The sequence below is a fragment of the Pseudoalteromonas sp. '520P1 No. 423' genome (genome assembly GCF_001269985.1).
Lineage (GTDB): Bacteria > Pseudomonadota > Gammaproteobacteria > Enterobacterales > Alteromonadaceae > Pseudoalteromonas.
Genome location: NZ_BBZB01000001.1, coordinates 1,476,322 through 1,496,931, shown reverse-complemented (window position 1 = coordinate 1,496,931; position 20,610 = coordinate 1,476,322). Strand labels below are relative to the sequence as shown.

At 35.7% G+C, this 20,610-nt stretch carries 21 protein-coding genes; 12 read left to right on the top strand and 9 right to left on the bottom strand.

Features of this window, described 5'->3' with window-relative positions; genetic code table 11:
• The first annotated feature begins 72 nt into the window (after nucleotides 1–72).
• The 4 genes from PSA_RS06830 (at nucleotide 73) to PSA_RS06815 (ending at nucleotide 4,201) form a co-directional block, all read left to right on the top strand.
• A complete protein-coding gene (locus tag PSA_RS06830) occupies nucleotides 73–1,644 on the top strand; it encodes a cation:proton antiporter family protein (RefSeq protein WP_042149590.1) in 1,572 nt (523 codons plus the stop codon).
• Nucleotides 1,645–1,980: 336 nt separating this feature from the next.
• Nucleotides 1,981–2,265, top strand: a complete 285-nt coding sequence (locus tag PSA_RS06825) for a hypothetical protein (protein ID WP_042149705.1) — start codon at nucleotides 1,981–1,983, stop codon at nucleotides 2,263–2,265.
• 200 nt (nucleotides 2,266–2,465) lie between these two features.
• Nucleotides 2,466–2,684 (top strand): DUF3820 family protein, encoded by a 219-nt coding sequence (locus PSA_RS06820; RefSeq protein ID WP_042149588.1) that lies wholly within the window; start codon nucleotides 2,466–2,468, stop codon nucleotides 2,682–2,684.
• 59 nt (nucleotides 2,685–2,743) lie between these two features.
• On the top strand, nucleotides 2,744–4,201 hold the full coding sequence (locus PSA_RS06815) for an aminoacyl-histidine dipeptidase (protein ID WP_042149585.1): 1,458 nt from the start codon (nucleotides 2,744–2,746) through the stop codon (nucleotides 4,199–4,201).
• 208 nt (nucleotides 4,202–4,409) lie between these two features.
• Here PSA_RS06815 and PSA_RS06810 read toward each other — a convergent pair whose 3' ends face one another.
• From PSA_RS06810 to ilvY, 5 genes are all read right to left on the bottom strand, one after another.
• Nucleotides 4,410–5,591, bottom strand: a complete 1,182-nt coding sequence (locus PSA_RS06810; protein WP_337590000.1) for an ATP-binding protein — start codon at nucleotides 5,589–5,591, stop codon at nucleotides 4,410–4,412.
• A 142-nt stretch (nucleotides 5,592–5,733) separates the two neighbouring features.
• A complete protein-coding gene (locus tag PSA_RS06805) occupies nucleotides 5,734–6,423 on the bottom strand; it encodes a response regulator (RefSeq protein ID WP_042149581.1) in 690 nt (229 codons plus the stop codon).
• Between the two features lie 11 nt (nucleotides 6,424–6,434).
• A complete protein-coding gene (locus PSA_RS06800) occupies nucleotides 6,435–6,833 on the bottom strand; it encodes a DUF3019 domain-containing protein (RefSeq protein ID WP_042149579.1) in 399 nt (132 codons plus the stop codon).
• Nucleotide 6,834: 1 nt separating this feature from the next.
• On the bottom strand, nucleotides 6,835–7,677 hold the full coding sequence (locus tag PSA_RS06795) for a MipA/OmpV family protein (RefSeq protein WP_052380159.1): 843 nt from the start codon (nucleotides 7,675–7,677) through the stop codon (nucleotides 6,835–6,837).
• 121 nt (nucleotides 7,678–7,798) lie between these two features.
• A complete protein-coding gene (ilvY, locus tag PSA_RS06790) occupies nucleotides 7,799–8,695 on the bottom strand; it encodes an HTH-type transcriptional activator IlvY (RefSeq protein WP_042149699.1) in 897 nt (298 codons plus the stop codon).
• Nucleotides 8,696–8,831: 136 nt separating this feature from the next.
• On the opposite strand from ilvY, the gene ilvC reads away from it, so the two are divergent.
• The 5 genes from ilvC to PSA_RS27125 all read left to right on the top strand — a co-directional run bounded on the left by ilvC (nucleotide 8,832) and on the right by PSA_RS27125 (nucleotide 14,008).
• Complete coding sequence (gene ilvC, locus PSA_RS06785) at nucleotides 8,832–10,307, top strand: ketol-acid reductoisomerase (RefSeq protein WP_042149576.1); 1,476 nt, start codon at nucleotides 8,832–8,834, stop codon at nucleotides 10,305–10,307.
• A 214-nt stretch (nucleotides 10,308–10,521) separates the two neighbouring features.
• Complete coding sequence (locus tag PSA_RS06780) at nucleotides 10,522–12,429, top strand: methyl-accepting chemotaxis protein (RefSeq protein ID WP_042149573.1); 1,908 nt, start codon at nucleotides 10,522–10,524, stop codon at nucleotides 12,427–12,429.
• 443 nt (nucleotides 12,430–12,872) lie between these two features.
• Complete coding sequence (locus PSA_RS06770; protein WP_042149568.1) at nucleotides 12,873–13,097, top strand: tetratricopeptide repeat protein; 225 nt, start codon at nucleotides 12,873–12,875, stop codon at nucleotides 13,095–13,097.
• A 276-nt stretch (nucleotides 13,098–13,373) separates the two neighbouring features.
• Nucleotides 13,374–13,817, top strand: coding sequence for a M20/M25/M40 family metallo-hydrolase (locus PSA_RS06760; RefSeq protein WP_193216548.1), 444 nt, complete (start codon nucleotides 13,374–13,376; stop codon nucleotides 13,815–13,817).
• Nucleotides 13,814–14,008, top strand: a complete 195-nt coding sequence (locus tag PSA_RS27125) for a M28 family peptidase (RefSeq protein WP_082305795.1) — start codon at nucleotides 13,814–13,816, stop codon at nucleotides 14,006–14,008. The genes PSA_RS06760 and PSA_RS27125 overlap by 4 nt, the downstream gene beginning before the upstream one ends.
• Here PSA_RS27125 and PSA_RS06755 read toward each other — a convergent pair.
• Nucleotides 14,003–14,332 carry a GIY-YIG nuclease family protein gene (locus PSA_RS06755; RefSeq protein ID WP_082305652.1) on the bottom strand — a complete coding sequence of 110 codons (330 nt, stop codon included), beginning with the start codon at nucleotides 14,330–14,332 and terminating at the stop codon, nucleotides 14,003–14,005. The two genes, PSA_RS27125 and PSA_RS06755, sit on opposite strands and share 6 nt — an antisense overlap.
• A gap of 93 nt (nucleotides 14,333–14,425) precedes the next feature.
• On the opposite strand from PSA_RS06755, the gene PSA_RS06750 reads away from it, so the two are divergent.
• Nucleotides 14,426–14,773, top strand: coding sequence for an outer membrane protein assembly factor BamE (locus PSA_RS06750; RefSeq protein WP_042149562.1), 348 nt, complete (start codon nucleotides 14,426–14,428; stop codon nucleotides 14,771–14,773).
• Between the two features lie 93 nt (nucleotides 14,774–14,866).
• Here PSA_RS06750 and PSA_RS06745 read toward each other — a convergent pair whose 3' ends face one another.
• Nucleotides 14,867–15,187: an RnfH family protein gene (locus PSA_RS06745; RefSeq protein WP_042149559.1), complete on the bottom strand. Its 321-nt coding sequence runs from the start codon at nucleotides 15,185–15,187 to the stop codon at nucleotides 14,867–14,869.
• Nucleotides 15,188–15,209: 22 nt separating this feature from the next.
• A complete protein-coding gene (locus tag PSA_RS06740; RefSeq protein WP_042149557.1) occupies nucleotides 15,210–15,656 on the bottom strand; it encodes a type II toxin-antitoxin system RatA family toxin in 447 nt (148 codons plus the stop codon).
• 158 nt (nucleotides 15,657–15,814) lie between these two features.
• Between PSA_RS06740 and smpB the strand changes: the two genes are divergently transcribed.
• Complete coding sequence (gene smpB / locus PSA_RS06735; RefSeq protein WP_042149555.1) at nucleotides 15,815–16,297, top strand: SsrA-binding protein SmpB; 483 nt, start codon at nucleotides 15,815–15,817, stop codon at nucleotides 16,295–16,297.
• Between the two features lie 257 nt (nucleotides 16,298–16,554).
• Nucleotides 16,555–19,176 (top strand): TonB-dependent receptor, encoded by a 2,622-nt coding sequence (locus tag PSA_RS06730; RefSeq protein ID WP_082305651.1) that lies wholly within the window; start codon nucleotides 16,555–16,557, stop codon nucleotides 19,174–19,176.
• A gap of 209 nt (nucleotides 19,177–19,385) precedes the next feature.
• Here PSA_RS06730 and fabB read toward each other — a convergent pair whose 3' ends face one another.
• The gene (gene fabB / locus PSA_RS06725) at nucleotides 19,386–20,597 is read right to left on the bottom strand and encodes a beta-ketoacyl-ACP synthase I (RefSeq protein ID WP_042149552.1); all 1,212 of its coding nucleotides are present in this window, start codon (nucleotides 20,595–20,597) and stop codon (nucleotides 19,386–19,388) included.
• Between the last annotated feature and the right edge of the window lie 13 nt (nucleotides 20,598–20,610).

Sequence of the window (20,610 nt, the reverse complement as noted above, 5' to 3'; positions counted from 1 at the left end):
ACGCCCTTGATCATATAAATAAGCGCTTAAATTAGTTACAATTTATCCAAACTCCCTTTTTATTTTAAGTCTATGGAAATCATTTTTTTCGCAACGGCATTTATTTGTGGTTTCATCATATTACAAATGAAACTCCCCCCACTCATTGGCTTTTTAGCTGCTGGATTTATTCTAAATTTTGCAGGTTTTGAAAGCACTGAATTACTGTCTAAAATAGCCTCTATTGGCATTACCTTATTGCTATTCAGCATCGGCTTAAAACTCAGAGTTAAAAACTTAACCCAGCTACAAGTTTGGGCGCCTGCTAGTTTACATATCATACTTAGTTGCGCACTGTTTTCTGGGTTTATTTTGTTGATGAGCTATTTTGGCTTATCTTTATTTAGCGAACTCACTTTAGAATCATCATTATTAATTGGTTTTGCATTTAGTTTTTCTAGCACGGTATTTGCTGTAAAAGTATTAGAGCAAAGAGGTGAAATGGCGAGCTTACATGGTAAAATTTCAATTGGTATTTTGGTAATGCAAGATATCTTTGCCGTGGTATATCTCGCTATAAGCACAGGCAAGGTCCCCAATATGTGGGCCTTAGTATTACTAGGTACTTTACCTGCGATCCGTCCTGTACTTTTTTGGATTTTAAACCACTCAAAACATGGTGAAATACTACCTTTATTTGGTTTTTTCTTTGCACTCGTTGGCGGTTATCAGGCTTTTGAATTTGCGGGTTTAAAAGGAGATTTAGGTGCATTAATTATAGGTATGTTATTTGCGCCACATAAAAAAGCCAGTGAGTTAGCTAAATCACTATTGAGTTTTAAAGATTTATTACTTGTTGGTTTTTTTCTTACAATTGGGCTAAATGCAGATATCACGCTTGAAACGTTAATTGTAGCTCTAATGTTTGTACTTATTTTACCACTTAAAACAGCGCTATATTATATCTTAACAAACATATTTCATTTACGTGCCCGCACATCATTACTAAGTAGTTTCACTTTGAGTAATTATAGTGAATTTGGCTTGATTGTGTGTGCAATGGCTGCAAGCAGTCAATTAATCTCAGCACAGTGGCTAGCAGTCGTAGCTATCGCCGTTTCAATTACTTTTATTATTGCATCTCCGTTAAATAATCACGCAAATGAAATTTATGTAAAGCTTGAAAATTGGCTTACTAAATTTGAATCAAATAAACGCTTAAAAGATGAACTTCCCGTTAATTTAAACCAAGCTAAAGTTCTTATTTTTGGTATGGGAAGAATTGGAACCGGTGCTTATGAAACCATTTACCATAGCTTCCCTGATTCAGTTGCCGGTGTTGATATCAAACCTGAGTGTGTAGAAAAGCACATAAAAAGAAATCGCTTTGTTATTTTAGCTGATGCAACCGATCCTGATTTTTGGCAAAGGGTAAACCACTCTCATGTGGAAATGATAATGCTCGCAATGCCAAAACATGTGCAAAATATATTTGCTTTAGAGCAATTAAAAGCGTCAGGTTTTTCTGGACAAGTAACAGCAATTGCTAACTATCCAGATCAACAAAAAGAATTGGAAAGTTTAGGCGTTGATTCAACCTATAATTTCTATTTAGAAGCCGGTAGTGGTTTTGCCGAACACGTAAAATCGAAAGTATTTAACTGAAAAACCACCTATATTAATAATCTTTATAGGTACATTCTAAGTTATACCAAATAGTTATCAGAAACAGTTTTACACACCACCAACTGCAACTGATAACTATTTTTATTTACCTTCAGTATATTACAAAGTTTTTCCGATGTTTTCATACTTTTTAAAATCACAATAACACAAATCCATTTACAAACATTTACATGTAAGTTAGCAATCTATTAGTTAAAGATCGTACAATTGATATCGAAATACCTCACAAGTGTATATTTTCACTACAAAGAAGTTATTCATAACTAAAATTATAAAAAAGCTAGTTTATAAGAATACCAGTTGGGAGCTTAAATGATGTCTAAAGAAATAAACAAACAACAATTTAAAGCCGTAGCCGCAGATCGTCAGAGCGATGCACTTATAAAATTGCAGCAAGAATTAGATCATATACAAAACTCCGGTATTAGCCCTTCACAGCTAAGAGAATTACTTTTTCAAAAAATGTTAGATATGTATCACGTCCCGCAAAGTCATGAACTCAGATCACTAGAAGCTCCTAGTCGATTAGATGATCCAAAAATAAAACAAACATTGAACTCACATGGGTTTTTCCGTAAATCATCAAACATCATTCACTAATTTAAAAAGGGCCTATATCCTCTTTTAAATAGACCGGCACTGCCCCTACCGGTCTACCCCCTAACAATTCCAATAAATATGTGACCAATCAAATGGGCTATATAAACCCACTTCTTTTAAATTACTGCTATTAAAACTTAATTACTAAGTTAATAGAATTGCTATAATGCAGCACTCCTTTAGCAATAGGTTAAATTCATATGGATAATAAAACGCTTATTGAAGCAATAAATGTCATTATGCCATTTGGTAAGTACACTGGGCGCCCACTATTAAACCTACCAGAGCCCTACCTTGTTTGGTTTAAACAACAAGGTTTTCCCCGAGGGAAGTTAGGGGAGCAATTAGCACTTATGTACGAAGTTAAACTAAATGGCTTAGAAGGTATGCTAAAGCCTCTATTAAAAAAACCTTATTAACGCTTTAATATTCTAAGATATTATTACCCGTTCAACCTTAATTAAAATAGGATCTCTCTGTGAGTCAATTAAGCCAGTTATCACCAAAGCCGCTTTGGTCTATTTTCGAAAAAATCTGTTCAATTCCTCATCCAAGTAAACATGAACAAAAAATATCAGCATGGATCCAGCAATGGGCTGCAGATCTAAGGCTAGATATCAAAGAAGATAAAGTTGGCAACTTAATCATAAAAAAACCAGCTACTGAAGGCATGGAAAATAAAAAAGGCGTTATTTTGCAAGCCCATATGGATATGGTTCCTCAAAAAAACTCTGATAAAGATCATGACTTTGTAACCGATCCCATTGAAGCTTATATTGACGGTGACTGGGTTACTGCAAACGGCACAACTTTAGGCGCTGATAACGGCATTGGCCTTTCAGCGAGTTTAGCCGTTTTAGCGAGTAGCGATATCAAACATGGACCGATTGAAGTACTTGTTACCATAGATGAAGAAGCGGGTATGACAGGTGCATTTGGTCTTGAATCGGGTTGGTTAGATGGAGAAATACTACTCAACACGGATTCTGAAGACGAAGGTGAAATCTACATGGGCTGCGCTGGCGGTATTGATGTTAATGTTAAGCTGCCAATTGAAGTTGAAGCTACAAGCACTGATATATGCAGCTATAACTTAACCCTAAAAGGTTTAAGAGGCGGTCATTCAGGTGTTGATATCCATTTAGGCCGTGGTAATGCTAACAAACTACTTGCACGATTTTTAAAACTTCATCAGCAAGATTTAGATATCTCATTAAGCGCATTTAATGGCGGTAGCTTACGTAACGCTATTCCGCGTGAAGCAAATATACGCATTAATGTTGCTACTGATAACTCAGCGGCATTAGAGCAAACAGTTGCATCATTTCAATCTTTATTATTAAGTGAATTAAGCATTATAGAGCCTAATTTAGAATTAAGTTTAGAGAAAGTATCACCTGAAAAACAACAATTTTCAAAAGCAACACAGTTTGCATTTGTAAATTCCGTAAATGCGTGTATTAACGGTGTTGTTCGAATGAGCGATGAAGTTGAAGGTGTTGTTGAAACATCTACAAATCTTGGTGTTATAAAAACTGAAGACAACCTATTACATATTCAATGCCTAGTACGCTCTTTAATTGATAGCGCACGCTTAAATACACAAAACATGATCACTTCTACATTTGAGCTTACAGCTGCCTCTATTGAGTGTACCGGCGCTTATCCTGGTTGGGAACCTAAAACAGATTCACCAATAAAAGATATTTTACGTGAAACTTATCAAACAATGTTTGGTACTTTACCTAACATAATGGTGATTCATGCGGGCTTAGAGTGTGGATTATTTAAAGATGCTTATCCGCATTGGGATATGGTGTCTTTTGGTCCAACTATTTGTTTCCCTCACTCACCAGATGAAAAAGTAAAAATAGATACTGTTGAGCCTTTTTATCAGCTTTTACTACAAGTGTTAGAGAATATTCCAAATAAATAATTAGTATAATTTCACCCAATTTAAAAAGATTCGAATTAAATTAAAATAATTTTGAACCTTTTTTAAAAGTGGCACTCTGAGTTAGTGCTACTTGTTGAAATTCAGTTATCCCGAATAAAAAAGCGCTCCTAGATGGGCGCTTTTTCTTTTTCTAAAACTTTTTAGTTTTATGCTATTTAGATTGCAGCTGTATTTATTAGACTTGGTATTAATCTTTATTTATAACTGGCAACTCAATCACAAAACAAGCACCACCTAAATCGGTCTTTTCTAAATAGCACTTACCCTTATGCCATTGAATTATTTTACTCACAATCGCCAAGCCTAGGCCAAAACCCCCCGTCTTTTTATGGCGACTTTTATCTAAACGCGTGAAAGGTTTAAATACATTCTCCCATTCACTTTCTTCTATACCAGGGCCATCATCTGCAACTTTTATTAATACTTTATCATCTACAGCAATTAAACTTACCTGAACTAACTCGTCTGCATACTTTACCGCATTACCAATTAAGTTTTGCACAGACCGGGTTAAAAAGTGACCATCACAATAATGTAAAAGCTCATCCTCAGATACCAAACGTATAGCACAGTCTGCGTTAAAGCTTAATTTATCAATTAAGTTGTCAGCTAATTCAACAAAATCAATAGGCGCAATATGCAATGCCGGCGTTTCTCTATCCATCTTAGCAAAGTTAAGCATTTCAGTTACGAGTGACTCTAACTCCGCAATATCGTAATTCATGCCATTGATATACTTTTTACTTCTGTCATTTAAATCTTTATCGTCCATCATAGCAATGGCAAATTTAAGACGAGCTAATGGTGTTCTAAATTCATGGGAAACAGATGAGGTTAATTCTTTTTGAGAATCTAATAAACGCTTAATACGCTCTTGCATTGCAGATAAAGTATCTGTTATTGGTAACAAAACAGAGTGAATTCCCGGCCCTAAATCCATATCTTCAGGTGCGTTCATGCTTTCACACATACCTCTGAGCCTTTCAAAATCACGCCAGACAACATAACTCCATAAACCAATAGGTAAGCCTATAAATGCTAATATAATTAAATATGGCCAACTAGAATCATATACAGGTGCAACAACAGAAATAGGTCCGATCTTCAATAATTTATCTTTATGATATTTAATATACCAAACAGCACGGTCTTCACTATCAAATAATAATATAGGGATATTTTTTTGTAACTTAATTTCTTGATGGGGTAAAAACGCGATATCAGATAACGCAATTTCCTGCGCTGAAAAGTGTTTTTTCAGCTGTGAAACTCCGTCATCTGTTTTTGATAAAAGCAGTAAACTTTGACTAAATTCAGCACCTAACATTAATGCATCGGCACCTTCTTTATGTGGCCATAACTTTTCCATTGTGCCACTAAGAAGAAATAATGAAATAATAATGTAGAGATATAAGCTGACAAAAAGCTTTCTCATTTAACTGCTAATCCTTATTTAATAGCAATCGTAAATCCATTATCCACTGTGCAGATTTTTGTTAATACGATTTGTTTTATACATTCCAAGCGTCAGAAACAAATAGATAACCTTGTCCCCAAACAGTTTTAATTCTATAAGGTTTATCGCTATTATCACCAAGTTTTTTACGTAATCGAGAAATACGCACATCAACAGTTCTATCTAAGCCATCGTATTGACGGCCTATCATTTTCTCGTGAACATGCTCTCGACTTAAAACTTCTCCTGCACTATTAGCTAATAACCATAATAACTCAAATTCATGAGATGTAAGTGATACTTCTTTATCACTTAATTTTACAATTCGGCTTGTTTTATCAATATTTAAATAACCGAACTTTAATTCCTCTGTTGTTTTTTGCGGTTGATGACGGCGTAATAACGCATTTACACGTGCTAACAAAACGCGAGGTTCTGCTGGTTTTATCACATAATCATCTGCGCCTAACTCTAAACCAATTACTTGGTCAAAGTCTTCGCCTTTTGCGGTTAGCATCAAGATAGGTAAAGAGTATTTATCACGTACTTCTCTACAAACACTAAAGCCATCTTTACCTGGTAGCATCACATCTAAGATCATAAGATCTGGCATATCTGATTCAATACGGTTCATAACCTGAGCACCGTTATCAAGTACTTCAACCGTCAAACCATTATGTTCTAGGTATTCACGTGTTAATTGTTGTAAACCTAAATCGTCTTCTACCAATAATACTTTAGCCATATCTCTCTCCTTTAAAAGAAACTCCAGGGTGAACGTAAACGACGTCGCTGAGTCTTTAAGTGTGAACTCTGAATTTCGACTTTCGTTTGGGCCAGTTTGTTACCCGTTTGTTGATTTATGAGAGAGTATACAGTCTCAACCTGAACGTAAGCTTTATAAGATAGCTTTGCTTGGCTAGTTTTTTGCCAACATTGCACTTGTTCACCATTTTCGAGTAAACAGATATCTTGTTTTTTCGCTAATTTCCATTCAAAGTTAAGGTTTAACTCACAGAGCGTTTTTTCTTCACTTAACACGCAGACTTTTGGCGATACGCTAAGTGAAGGCTGACTATTTTTAGCAACAGCATCCCCTAGCGCTAACAAAAGTGAGAGCGAAAAAATAATAACAAGACTTGTGGTTAATTTCATATTAAAAAATGTATTTTAAACCCATAAAAATGTTAACGGCATAATCATATTTGAACAAAGGACTATTACTTGTATCAGAGTAGTCATCATAACTTAATTTGAATAACACCGCTTTACTTTGCGATAAAGGATAGGTTAATTGTAGATGAGCGTAGGGTTGCCAAGTAGAACCTAGTTCATATGTAACACCTAGGTTATCTCTTTTGCTTAGACCATAATAATAATTATTGAGTTCTGCTGCTTTATGCCAAATACCAATCACAGGTTGTACAATTAAATTGCCGACATTAAAACTATGCTCTAATTCTAAACCTGCACGCCAACCATTATGTGTATTGCTGATATCAGCTAATAGATTAATCCTAGCCGTAAAGTGCTCATGAAAATACTGATAGTTAAGTCCGGAATCAATTGCCCACCTTCTTTTGGCGACAGCATTAGAGTCTATATTATGGGATTTTTCATCACCAATAACTTGCTCAGAGTTATCAGTAAAGGCGATAGTGTTTTTAAAAAAAACATTTGAAGGATTCCAAAAAACAAAAAACCTTTTCTCTGGATTTAGCTCTGCAATCAAACTAATCACATGATTTTTTTCATCTAAAAAAGTGTAACCGAATTGCCCATTATCAAAATAAAAGTGTTCATCATAATAAGCAATATCTGGTAGCAGTAATAATGGAAAATCATCACCTCCATGTAATGGGTTTTTAGCAACCCCAACACCGACACCTAAACCTAAATGCCATTGACCTAGCGCTACTTCCGAAGTATCCATTTTTACTTTTTTAGCACTGGCTGCAAAGCTAAAACTACACAGTAAAATAATTAAAATGTAACGCACTACAGTCCCCTTGTAATTTAAAAGTATGCATTTTGAACATACTTTACCAAGATATAACACTACAAACACCATGTAGTTACAATTGATAACAAATGAATCACCTTTTGCTTCAGAATGTGAATTATTGACTTTTAAGTTTTTGAGATATTTGCCACATAGCTTGAATCAATGGGTTTTGTAAATTTTTTCGTTGCACACATAAACCTATTTCAAAATCTTTTGGTTGATATGGCGCCTTGAGGACCTGAACTTTATCTTGTAATGGACTGTTATCCAAAACAATTTGAGGCACTAAAGCAATGCCAAAACCTAAACTCACCATAGATACAATAGCTTCATTACCTGCAACTTGGGCATAAATTTGAGGCGTTATATGATTTTTTTTCCACCAATGCTCTAACCTTTTTCGGTTCAAACCATGTTCTGGTACGATATAAGGCAAGGATTGCCACGGAATTTCTTGACCTGCACTTGAAATGATATTGCTAATATTACATTGCACTTTAGGCGCAATAAACTGTAATGCAGATGAACCCGTAGCACAAAAAGCCATATTTGAAGGCAACTGATCTGGCTTTGCTGCAATCGCCATATCTTCATAACCATCCAGTATGCGAGATATTGCCACGCCAGGATCGCCAGTATTAAGCTTAATTTCTATTTTTTGATGATGCTGGCGAAATGTTTCAAGCAATCGATATAAAAAACTATAAGATGCTGTAACAGAGCAATACAAACTGAGTTCGCCTGTAAGCTCGGTATGGTTTTCATCTAAAGAAGATTTAAACCTGTGCCATTGGGCTAAACTGACATTAGCATATTCAATAAAGTCCTTACCTTGTTTAGTCAAGCTCACAGTACGATTATCTCGATTAAATAACTCAACACCGACTTCTTGCTCAAGTTGTTTAATATTTCGACTCAGTGTTGAAGCACTTATATGGCACCGTTCACTTGCGCGACCAAAATGCAAGGTTTCAGCTAATGCTAAGAAGAGTTGTAGCGATCGATTATTCATATATGGTTCAAACTTTAACATTTCACTTTATGCAATACTCTAATGCAAATATATCATTTTACGCAAGGTAATTAATTGTATAGATTGAACTTAGGGTTTAAACAAACCAACTAATTTTTTTTGTAGGATGAATATTATGACAGCGAATTATTTCAACTCTTTAGCATTACGCGAGCAATTGGCACAACTTGGCCAATGTGAATTTATGAACGAATCAGAGTTTTCTGATGGCGTTAAAGCTTTAGATGGTAAAAAACTGGTAATTGTAGGTTGTGGCGCACAGGGTTTAAACCAAGGTTTAAATCTACGTGATTCAGGTCTAAATGTAAGCTATACATTACGTGAATCTGCAATTGCAGAAAAACGTCAGTCATACATCAATGCGACTGAAAATGAATTTCAGGTTGGTACCTATGAAGAACTCATCCCTGGGGCTGACTTAGTACTTAACCTGACTCCTGATAAACAACATACAGCTGTTGTATCTGCTGTTATGCCATTAATGAAGCAAGGCGCAACACTTGCTTACTCTCATGGTTTCAATATTGTTGAAGAAGGCATGCAAGTTCGTGAAGATATCACAGTGATCATGGTTGCACCTAAATGTCCTGGTACAGAAGTACGTGAAGAATACAAACGTGGTTTTGGTGTACCAACATTAATTGCTGTTCACCCAGAAAATGATCCTCAAGGAAAAGGTTTAGCCCAGGCAAAAGCATATGCAGCCGGCACTGGTGGTCATAAAGCAGGTGTTCTTTTATCTTCATTTATTGCTGAAGTAAAATCTGACCTTATGGGTGAACAAACTATCCTATGTGGTATGTTACAAACAGGTTCACTACTATGTTTTGATAAAATGGTAGAAAAAGGCATCGATGCAAGTTACGCATCAAAATTAGTTCAGTACGGTTGGGAAACAATCACAGAAGCGCTTAAATATGGCGGTGTCACTAATATGCTTGACCGTTTATCTAATCCAGCAAAGATCAAAGCGTTTGATTTAAGTGAAGAGCTAAAACAAATCATGCGTCCTCTATATAACAAACATATGGATGACATCATGGGCGGTGACTTCTCAGCTGGCATGATGGCTGATTGGGCTGAAGATGATGCTAAATTACTAGGCTGGCGTGAAGAAACTTCTCAAAGTGCTTTTGAGAAACAACAAAATACTGATTCTGAAATCTCAGAGCAAGAATTCTTCGATAACGGTATCCTAATGATAGCGATGGTTAAAGCAGGTGTTGAACTTGCTTTTGAAACTATGGTTGCTGCAGGTATTAAAGACGAATCAGCATATTACGAGTCTTTACATGAAACACCGCTTATTGCTAATACCATTGCCCGTAAGAAATTATTTGAAATGAACCGCACTATTTCAGATACAGCAGAATACGGTTGTTATTTATATAACCATGCATGTTTACCATTACTGAAAGATTTCATGGTAGGTATTGATACTGACGTGATTGGTAAAGGTCTATCAACTGAAACTAATAGTGTTGATAATGCCCGTTTAATTGAAGTAAATGCAGCATTAAGAAGCCACCCAGTTGAAGTGATTGGTACTACTTTACGTGGTTACATGTCAGCTATGACTAAAATTGTTTAGTAATAATTACTGACAATATAAAAATTCAAATTTTCGCTTGTCAAAGCCTAGCTATTTTTAGCTAGGCTTTTTTAATATTTACTCTTTTATATGTCTCGCCAACTTAAAGAATAGAGTATTTATTCCAAACTTTTTCCCAATCAGAATAATTGCCTTTAATTCAATAATCACAATGTGATAGCATAACTGTACCTTTTTCATCCATTCTAGAATTATGAAAATCACAATTACCCAAAAAGTTGCATTAGTTGCTGCTTTTGTTGCCATTACTGTTGCTACAATTATTGGCACAACCTCAATTCAATCTGCCAAATCAATCACAGAACAACGCATGATGGGATCTGAGCTACCGAGTAAAATTAAAGAAATAAAAAATTACTTAAGTAAAGAAATAAACATTTTACTTATGGCCAGCAAACAATTATCTGGTAACAAATTTATCGAACAATGGGCTAAAAACAATAGTGATAACGATGAATTACTGCTCAAAGAGCTAAACCGGTTAGTTAAGCAATACGACCTTGCAACCGCATCTTGGGCAAATAAACAAAGCAACAACTACTGGAACCAAGAAGGTTTTTTAAGAACATTGAATCACACACAAGATTCATGGTTTTATGATTTTAAAAACTCCAATCAAGCATTTTCCATTAGTATTTTTCAAGAAAGTGTGGGTGATGTAAAAATGTTCATTAATCACCAAGAACTCAATGGAATGGGCTTAGCTGGTTTAGCTAAAAGCATAGATGAAATGCAAAACCTACTGCAAAAATTCACAATTGAACAAACTGGGTTTGTTTATTTAGCCGATAAAACAGGTTTAGTAAAACTACATTCTGATAATCAGCTTGTAGCAAAAGCTAATTTAAATCAAATATACAATTCAAATGTGCAAACTCAGCTATTAAATAATGCTGAATTTTCTTTAATTGAAACACAACATCAAAACCAAACAATCTTGCTAGCTGCTAGTCCAATCGATAACACTGATTTATATGTTATTGCTCAAGTACCAAAAGCTGAAGTGTTTTCGCAAATAGATACATTAACGTGGAAAATCATTAGCTTTTCAGTGGTAGTAGCAATAATAGCCTGCATAATAGGTTTATATTTAGCACGTAGCATTAGTGCGCCACTGCAAAAAATCACAAATTTGTTTGAAGAACTAGGTCAAGGCGATGGAAAAATCACTTATAGATTACCGACAAACAGCCAGCCAGAATTAAACAAATTAAGCTTAGGATTTAATCAATTTTTAAATAAAATTGAACAAGCATTACGTGATGTTTTGCAACAAAGTCATGCTATTAAAACGACTTCAGATGATGTTTTTTCACAAGCGCAGCATCACTCATCTCAAATGAATTTACAAAAAGAACAAACTATTTCTGTTGCCGCTGCAATTAATGAGATGGGTGCAGCGGTGCAAGAAGTTGCGAGTAGTGCTGCAAATACAGCAGAGTATACACAGCAAAATCATCAACAAGCCTCTTTAATACAAAATCAAGTTCAGCGATCTCAATCAGATATCAAAGACTTAGCAAATGACATTGATTTAGTGAGCAATAAAATCAATACATTAGCTAATAAAACACAAGAGATCGGCTCAATTTTAGATGTAATACGCTCTATTTCAGAGCAAACTAATTTGTTAGCTTTAAATGCGGCTATTGAATCAGCCAGAGCTGGTGAGCATGGCCGTGGCTTTGCTGTTGTTGCCGATGAAGTTCGAGGCTTAGCAAAGCGTACATCTGACTCAACAGATCAGATTCAAAAAATGATTGAAGAGCTCAACAGCACATCACAGCAAGTTGTAACAGATATCCAAAAATCACAATCTAATGCCACTCATAGTGTTAGCTCTATGGAACACGCAGTTTCTCATTTAACTGATGTGGTTGAAAAAATAGAGCAAATAAATGATATGGCAACAATTATTGCGACAGCGACAGAAGAGCAAAATGCAGTTGTTACTGATGTGAGTCAAAATGTTGAAAATATCAGTGCTATTAATGAAGAGTCCATGAATAATCAAATCACCATTGAAAGTGCGATTGAGTCACTGTCAGTTAATGCACAGTCTTTAGATTCATTAGTTGATACCTTTAAACTACAGAGATAGAACTCAGTTTTATACGTCTTTCAATAAGGATTTAATATCCTTTATTGAAAGACTTTGAAGTTGAATCCTATGAAGAAATATTCGAATTAAGTGATGAACTTAAAGCACAACTAGTGAAGAACATTCCGAATAAAAACCCTCAATGAAAACTGCTAAAGATTTATTACATTTTATTTTTAACTCCGCAAATTACAACCTAGATTATCAATCCGGCGCCACGCTTACTGCCAATCAAACATTTAAACAACAAAATGTAAACTGCTTATCATTATCTAAAAAACGCCACACAAATAGCATCTCACTACTCACCAGCTTGGGGTAATTTAGGCATCTTATTTGAGATGACAGATAGTATTGAACAAGCCCAAGTAATAAAAAGAGAACTTGATACTAAAAGATAAAGTAACCCTTATTACCACATTGCTAAAGGCAATGAAGCTTATGTGCAAAAATTTTATAGAGAAGCCATCTCATATTATAAAAAATCAACTGAACTTGACAGAAAACTTCATGAAACTTATTTTGGTTTAGCTCGTAGTTTTTATCAATTAGGCGATTATAAAAAAGCCAAACGCTATTTAAAATCCGAAAAAAAGAATGCCTTTTTCATTGAGGATATAAACTCCTATCAAGGTAAAATAAACAGTTTAAATGCGATGGTAAGTTAATGTTTTTCAGATCTATATATTTTATTTTGCTACTTTTTAGCACCAATGCCGTTACACAAATATATCACTCAGATCAGAGCTTACTCAAAGACTTAAAAGCTTTAAGCTCATCAAAAATGCAAGGACGAAAAACTGGTAGCCAAGGTTCAAAGCTGGCTGCCCAGTATATTATAACGCGGTTTAAACAATTAAATTTATACCCTACAATTGATAATTATCAGCATAAATTTGAGTATAAAAGTGGCTTTTTTAGCACAAAGCAAGGGGTAAATATTATTGGTACCTTGCCTGCAAAAAACCCCCTATGTCGTATTTACCGCACATTATGACCATTTAGGACACTCAGGCAGTAAAATATATTATGGCGCAGATGACAATGCCTCTGGCGTTGCTGCCATGTTAAATATCGCTAAACGGCTACAAAAATTAGATTTAAACTATCATTATATCTTTATAGCGACTGATGCTGAGGAAATCGGGCTGTATGGCTCTAAAGCATTTTTATCCAGTGCGCTTGTTAATACTGATGATATTGCTTTAAACATTAATTTAGACATGCTGGCGGTTGCACCCAAACGCGGGTTTTTATATGCGTTTAGCTCAATAAAATTAAAACCACATAAAGAAATCATTGAAGTAGAAAGTATTGATGGTATTGCTAAAACACTTTTTATTAGCTCAAACAGGCAAATGAATGCAAAACAAAAAAAGACAGAATAGATTGGCGAAACGCCAGTGATCATGCCTCTTTTCGTAAATATAAAATCCCTTACATTTATTACGGTGTTGGTACACATAAAAATTACCATACCCATAAAGACACCTTTGAAAATATAGATGTAAAATTCTATCAAGCTGTTGTAAATAACATTTTTCAAACAGTGATGTCATTAAATGACAGTCAATTATAACTTTTCATTTAATTGAGATTTTTGCTCAATAACCCAAAGGCGCTTTTGTGCTTTTGAAAATTTTTTGACCTGACACTCTAAAATGCTTGCTGCACTGCGATCGCCAACTTGCCGATGAAAAATCAACTCTAGCGGACCTTTACCTCTGAGATTTTTTGCACCAGTACCCTTGGTGTGTTCTTCAAAACGTCGCTGAACATCAGTGGTAATTCCGGTATACCAATGCCCCAACCTCGTTTGCACTATATATAAGTGCCATTCTTTAAGTGCAACTTTTTCATTCTTTTTAGGCTTTATTGAACTTTTATGCTCAGTTTTAGTCAAAATTCCACTTTCCACTTTTACAAGACGACGGCACAAGGTAGTATATCTGATATTATGCTCAAAACCGTTAAAAATAGGATATACATAATTAAAATGCAGTGGTTTAAAATAATTTCAGTGACATTACTTCTTACTCTAGTTAGCGGTTGCTCTAGCTGGGTTTACCGTATGAATATCCCGCAAGGTAATTTTTTAGAACAAAAAGACGTAAATAAATTACGTATAGAGATGACAAAAGAGCAAGTCATATATGTTTTAGGTCAGCCAATTGCAACAGATGCGTTTGATGATACAGCTTGGCATTATGTTTACTTATTTAATTACAATCGTAAAAATGAGCAGAAGAAATCTCTTGTTGTTCATTTTGAAAATGATGTATTAAAAACTATTTCAGGCGATTTTGAATTACCAGAAACTTTTAATACACCGCTAGAAAAATAAACTGTTAACTAACTTATTTAAATAAAGTTAGTTAAATAAAAAAGCGCTTCATGATTTTTATCATAAAGCGCTTTTTTAATGTTAAAGCAAGTATTAGCCTCTTGCTCTGCCGCCTGTAATTTTATCTGCTCGGCCTTCATCTTTTGCTTTTTCAGCTCTTCGTCGACGGGCATCTTTTGGATCGGCAATCAAAGGTCTATAAATTTCGATACGGTCGCCATCTTTAAGCTGAGTATTGAGCTTACACGTGCGATTCCATATACCTACTTTTAACTTATCTTGATCTATTTCTGGGCATTTATCATAAATACCCGACTTTAAAATAGCTTGTTCTACTGTTGTTTCATCGTCAATCTCAACCATTAAACAGGTTGCTCGATCTGGTAATGCAAATACAACTTCAACTTGTTTCATTCTATGTTACTCCACGCCTAACCTAGCTAAAACCTCTGGTACCGTATACATGTTTAGCACGATCTGTAAAAGCACCTAACATATTATTGGCAACTTCATTAAATACTCGGCCAAATGCCATTTCAACTAACCGGCTTGAAAATTCAAAGCTTAATTTTAACTCTACTTTACAAGCTGTTTCATCTAATTCAGTAAATAGCCAACCACCTTCAAGTTTGTTAAAAGGGCCATCAACTAAAATCATATTAATTTCTTTATCTGTGATTAACGAATTTTCAGTGGTGAACCATTTTTTTAAACCACCTTTTGCGATCTCAACTGAAGCTGTCATTTTTTCATCTGATTGAGAAATCACTTTAGCATCAGAACAATGAGGCAAAAATTTACGATAGTTGGCCACATCATTTACCAAAGTAAACATTTCTGTTGCGCTATACATCACTAACGCACTTTTTTTAATTTCAGGCATGATATCTCACGGTAAAAAACACAGCGACAGATTTTAGCAAGGTTTTGCCACATTTTCTGCAATATATGCCTCTGCTGACTCAAATTAAAAATATGATTTTAAGTTAAGCGTAAAAAACGGATGTAAATCATAAGATATTGCGTATAATAAGACAGATTATGGCAAAGAAAAAATCCCCTAAATCAAACAGCAATACCATAGCGCTTAATAAAAGAGCACGACATGAGTATAAACTGTTCGACAAAATAGAAGCTGGCCTTGAACTTCAAGGCTGGGAAGTTAAGAGTATCCGAGCGGGCAAGGTAAACATCGCAGATACTTATATACACATTAAAGATGGCGAAGCATATTTATTAGGTAGTTTAATACAGCCTTTGATCAGCGCTTCAAGCCATGTAATTTGCGATCCTTTAAGATATCGTAAATTATTACTTAAGAGAAAAGAGCTTGATAGACTCGCAGGCTCTGTTGATCGAGGTGGCTTTACTTTAGTTGCAACTGCGATGTATTGGAAAAAATGTTGGGTGAAACTAGAGTTTCATTTAGCGAAAGGTAAAAACCTTCACGATAAACGCAGTGATGATAAAGATAAAGATTGGGCTCGAGAAAAAGAACGCACAATGAAGCACGACGCTAGATAGTCTCCCTTCTTAGAAATTAGTATTAAACGCACTTTTTCGTGCGTTTTTTCGTTTTTATAGCATATAAAAACCAATCTATTGTACTAAAAACAAACAAAACGTACTCATAAGTTTACTAAATTTTGTTCCCACCCAAGCAAAGCAATTGTTTCCTTGTTAATCTTGTGTTATCATTAAAATACAAGTTTTTCACATTGAAATTTGTATCCAAAGAAAAGCAAAATAATATAACAAAGTATGACAACAAGGATTTCAGGATGAACAATAAAACACAGCGTAAGTTCAACACCGTATTATATGCGATGGCAGCCACAGGTATCAGTATATCTAGTAATGCAATAGCAAAAGATAAGCAAGAGGTTGAACGCATTGAAGTAACAGGTTCCCATATTAAACGTACAGATATGGAAGGCCCCTCTCCTGTTACAAGTATCTCAGCAGCTGACATTTCAAATACTGGTGCAACCGATTTAATTGGCTTATTTGCTAAGCTACCAATCTCCGGTCAAGGTACTTTCTCTACACAAGCAAACAGTAGCGATGATACTGCTAATGGTGGTTCAAGTGTTTCTTTACGTGGTTTAGGAGCAGATTCAACACTTATTCTAGTAAATGGTCGCCGTGTTTCAGTCAGCCCTTTTGCAAAAGGAATTGATACCGCTTTTGTTGATATTAATAATATTCCAGTATCTGCAATCAAACGTGTTGATATCTTAAAAGATGGCGCATCTGCAACTTACGGCTCAGATGCTGTAGCAGGTGTAATTAATATTATTTTACGTGATGATATTGATGGCATGGAGCTCAACGCAAAAATGGGTGATACTGCTGACGGTGGTGGTAAAGAAGAAAACATCAGCATGGTTTGGGGTAATACTGCAGAAAACAGCAGTCACACTTTCATTTTAGATTACTTTAAACGTGAAGAAGTACTTTATGCTGATAGAAATTACTCTAAATCAGCAAATCAAGCAGCACGGCTTCCAAATGACACATTTGCAGATGATTTTAGAAGTTCATCAGGTATCCCTGGCACAATCGCTTTAAAATCAGATCCAACAAACCGTTTACCTGATACTTTTGGTAATGATGTATGTCCTGCAGAAGATATTGTTGGTACTTTATGTCGTTACGATTACGCACCTCATATGACGATGGTGCCTGAAACTGAGCGCTTTAGCTTTAATTATATGGGTAAGCTAGAACTAAATGATGATATTCGTGCTTTCGCAGAACTAAATGGCCAAAATGCAAAAACAACAGTTAAAGGTGCAGGTAGCCCAAGCTTTAACGAATTATTTATGTCTGCAGATAATGTAAATCACCCTTTTGCAAATATGCCAGATCATGATTTTTACAATCAAGATTTAACGATGCGTCGCCGTATGGTTGATATTGGCAACCGTAAAAAAGAAGTTGATTCAGATTACTACCGTACTATTTTTGGTTTAGAAGGTGAATTTGGTGATTGGAGCTGGCAAGCTGCATATAGCTATATAAAAAGTAAATCTGTTGAACAAGGTGTAGATGGTTTCCCTAATTCTCGCCGAGTTCAAGAAGCAATCGATAACGGTACTTGGAATCCATTTGAACCATCAGCTAACAGCCAGCAAGCACTAGATTATATAGAAACCACAACTACACGCATTGGTAAATCAACTAACCGCTCTTGGGATGCTAAAATCTCTGGTCCATTAATGGAAATGGCTTCAGGCGAACTAATGATGGCTGTTGGTTACGAATTCCGTGAAGAAACAATCAGTGATAGACCTGATGATCAATTCTTACGTGGGGAAGTATTTGGTACTGAAGCAACACAAGCCAGCGGTGAACGTGATAATACCGCTATTTTTGCTGAATTAGCCATCCCAGTTTTAGATGAGCTAGAAGTACAATTAGCAGTTCGCTACGAAGATTATAGCGATTTTGGTACAACAACCGATCCAAAAGTATCTTTCCTTTGGAGTCCAAGTGAAGATCTTTCTTTACGAGGTTCATGGGGTACAGCATTTAGAGCGCCTTCTTTATCTCAACTAGGTTTAGGTCGTACAGATGAATCACCTAATTTAGTTGATACACTGCGTTGTAATGCTGTGGGCAATGTAAACAAAGCCTGTGATAAACAAGAATACACCGCGATATTTGAAGGTAACCCTGATTTAGGGCCAGAAGAGTCTACAAGTTATAACTTAGGCATGATCTTCAATGTAACCGAAGACTTAAGCTTTTCATTAGATTACTACAGCTACGATATTGAAAACATAATTGATTCTGATACACAATTTTTATTATCAAACCAAGGGTTAGATTCAAGTGTTGTTGAACGTATTCCTACGGGAGTTGAAGGCGACCCAGGTGAAATCGTACGTATTTTTGATACTTTTCAAAATATAGGTGATTTGACAACAACAGGTTTAGATTTAGATGTTAAATATAAACTTGATACTGCATTTGGTGATGTAAAACTATCTTATGTTTTAAATTATGTTTTAGAGTATGAAGATAAGCGCCCAGACGGTAACGGCGGACAACGTGTCAATATTCAAGAAGGTGGCTTTGAGCAACCACAATTCCGCTGGACTGCAGCAGCTGATTGGAGCAACGATGACTTTGCTGCACACGTAGGTATCAACTTTGTTGATGAGTTTGAACAAGATCCATCAATTCAAGCGCTTGGTATGGGTAATGTAGATTCAATGACAACAGTTGATACATCTATCAACTACTACGGTATTGAAAAGACAACATTAACTTTAGGTGTAACCAACTTATTTGATGAGCAACCACCAATGGCATACCATGATTTTATGGGTTTTGCAGTAAATGTACACAGCGGTCAAGGTCGCTTTGCTTATTTACAAGCTAGCTATAAATTCTAAATCGTTTATTAAATAGCTGAATAAAAAGTAGTGTTAATTCACTGCTTTTTCATCACAAAATTAATACAATTGGTATAAAACATAAAAAAACCAGAATAAGTAATTATTCTGGTTTTTATTTAGCGCCACAAAGTGGCCCTAATAAAACTTCGCAGGTTCTTAGTTCCAAACAGACCCTAAGCACCTACATCCATATAGGCGAAGCAGGTTTATTTGTATTTTTGCATTACTAAAGTTGCGTTAGTACCGCCAAAACCAAAGCTGTTAGACATAACAGTATTGAGTTCTACGTCACGTTTTTCAGTAACGATATCTAAGCCTTTAGCTTGCTCATCTAATTCTTCAACATTAATTGAAGGCGCAACAAAGTTATTTTCTAACATTAATAATGAGAAAATTGCTTCGTGAACACCAGCCGCACCTAATGCATGACCAGTCATCGCTTTAGTTGCACTGATAGCTGGAGATTTACCACCAAATACTTCTTGAATCGCACCAAGCTCTTTTACATCGCCAACTGGTGTTGAAGTACCGTGTGTATTTAAGTAATCAATCTCACCGTCTACAGTTTCCATAGCTTGTTGCATACAGCGTACAGCGCCTTCGCCTGATGGAGCAACCATATCGTAACCATCAGAAGTTGCACCATAACCTACAACTTCACAGTAGATATGTGCGCCACGCGCTAAAGCGTGCTCTAATTCTTCAACAACAACGATACCACCACCGCCAGAGATAACAAAACCATCACGGTTTGCATCATATGTACGAGAAGCAAGTTCAGGTGTCTCATTATATTTAGTAGATAATGCACCCATAGCGTCAAATTCCATTGCAAGTGTCCAGTGAAGTTCTTCACCACCACCTGCAAAAACAACATCTTGCTTGCCTAATTGAATTTGCTCTACTGCATTACCAATACAATGTGCCGAAGTAGCACATGCAGAACTAATTGAGTAGTTAACACCTTTTATTTTAAATGGTGTTGCTAAACACGCTGATGCCGTACTCGCCATAGTACGAGGTACCATGTAAGGACCAACACGTTTAACGCCTTTTTCACGTAAGATATCAGCAGCTTCTACTTGATACTTAGATGAACCACCACCAGAACCGACAACTAAACCAGTACGCGGATGAGAGATTTGATCTTCAGTTAAACCTGAATCTGATACAGCTTCAGCCATTGCGATGTATGAATAAGCAGCAGCGTCACCCATAAAGCGATAAGCTTTACGATCAACATGTGCCTTAGTATCAATATCAATATGACCACTTACTTGGCTACGAAGTTTATACTCAGCAAACTCTTCGTTATGTTTAATACCAGAACGACCAGTTTTAAGTGATTCTAGAACTTCTTTTTTGTCGTTACCGATACTAGATACAATACCGATCCCCGTAATTACGGCTCTTTTCATGGGGGTTCCCCTA

Bases quoted from the DNA above. Each gene is read 5' to 3' on its own strand.
- PSA_RS06825 (WP_042149705.1), top strand. From the start codon at position 1,981: ATGTCTAAAGAAATAAACAAACAACAATTTAAAGCCGTAGCCGCAGAT.
- ilvC (WP_042149576.1), top strand. From the start codon at position 8,832: ATGACAGCGAATTATTTCAACTCTTTAGCATTACGCGAGCAATTGGCA.
- PSA_RS06805 (WP_042149581.1), bottom strand. From the start codon at position 6,423: ATGGCTAAAGTATTATTGGTAGAAGACGATTTAGGTTTACAACAATTA.
- ilvY (WP_042149699.1), bottom strand. From the start codon at position 8,695: ATGAATAATCGATCGCTACAACTCTTCTTAGCATTAGCTGAAACCTTG.
- PSA_RS06800 (WP_042149579.1), bottom strand. From the start codon at position 6,833: ATGAAATTAACCACAAGTCTTGTTATTATTTTTTCGCTCTCACTTTTG.
- smpB (WP_042149555.1), top strand. From the start codon at position 15,815: ATGGCAAAGAAAAAATCCCCTAAATCAAACAGCAATACCATAGCGCTT.
- PSA_RS06730 (WP_082305651.1), top strand. From the start codon at position 16,555: ATGAACAATAAAACACAGCGTAAGTTCAACACCGTATTATATGCGATG.
- PSA_RS06810 (WP_337590000.1), bottom strand. From the start codon at position 5,591: ATGGAAAAGTTATGGCCACATAAAGAAGGTGCCGATGCATTAATGTTA.
- PSA_RS06780 (WP_042149573.1), top strand. From the start codon at position 10,522: ATGAAAATCACAATTACCCAAAAAGTTGCATTAGTTGCTGCTTTTGTT.
- PSA_RS06750 (WP_042149562.1), top strand. From the start codon at position 14,426: ATGCAGTGGTTTAAAATAATTTCAGTGACATTACTTCTTACTCTAGTT.
- PSA_RS06820 (WP_042149588.1), top strand. From the start codon at position 2,466: ATGGATAATAAAACGCTTATTGAAGCAATAAATGTCATTATGCCATTT.
- PSA_RS06740 (WP_042149557.1), bottom strand. From the start codon at position 15,656: ATGCCTGAAATTAAAAAAAGTGCGTTAGTGATGTATAGCGCAACAGAA.
- fabB (WP_042149552.1), bottom strand. From the start codon at position 20,597: ATGAAAAGAGCCGTAATTACGGGGATCGGTATTGTATCTAGTATCGGT.
- PSA_RS06745 (WP_042149559.1), bottom strand. From the start codon at position 15,187: ATGAAACAAGTTGAAGTTGTATTTGCATTACCAGATCGAGCAACCTGT.
- PSA_RS06830 (WP_042149590.1), top strand. From the start codon at position 73: ATGGAAATCATTTTTTTCGCAACGGCATTTATTTGTGGTTTCATCATA.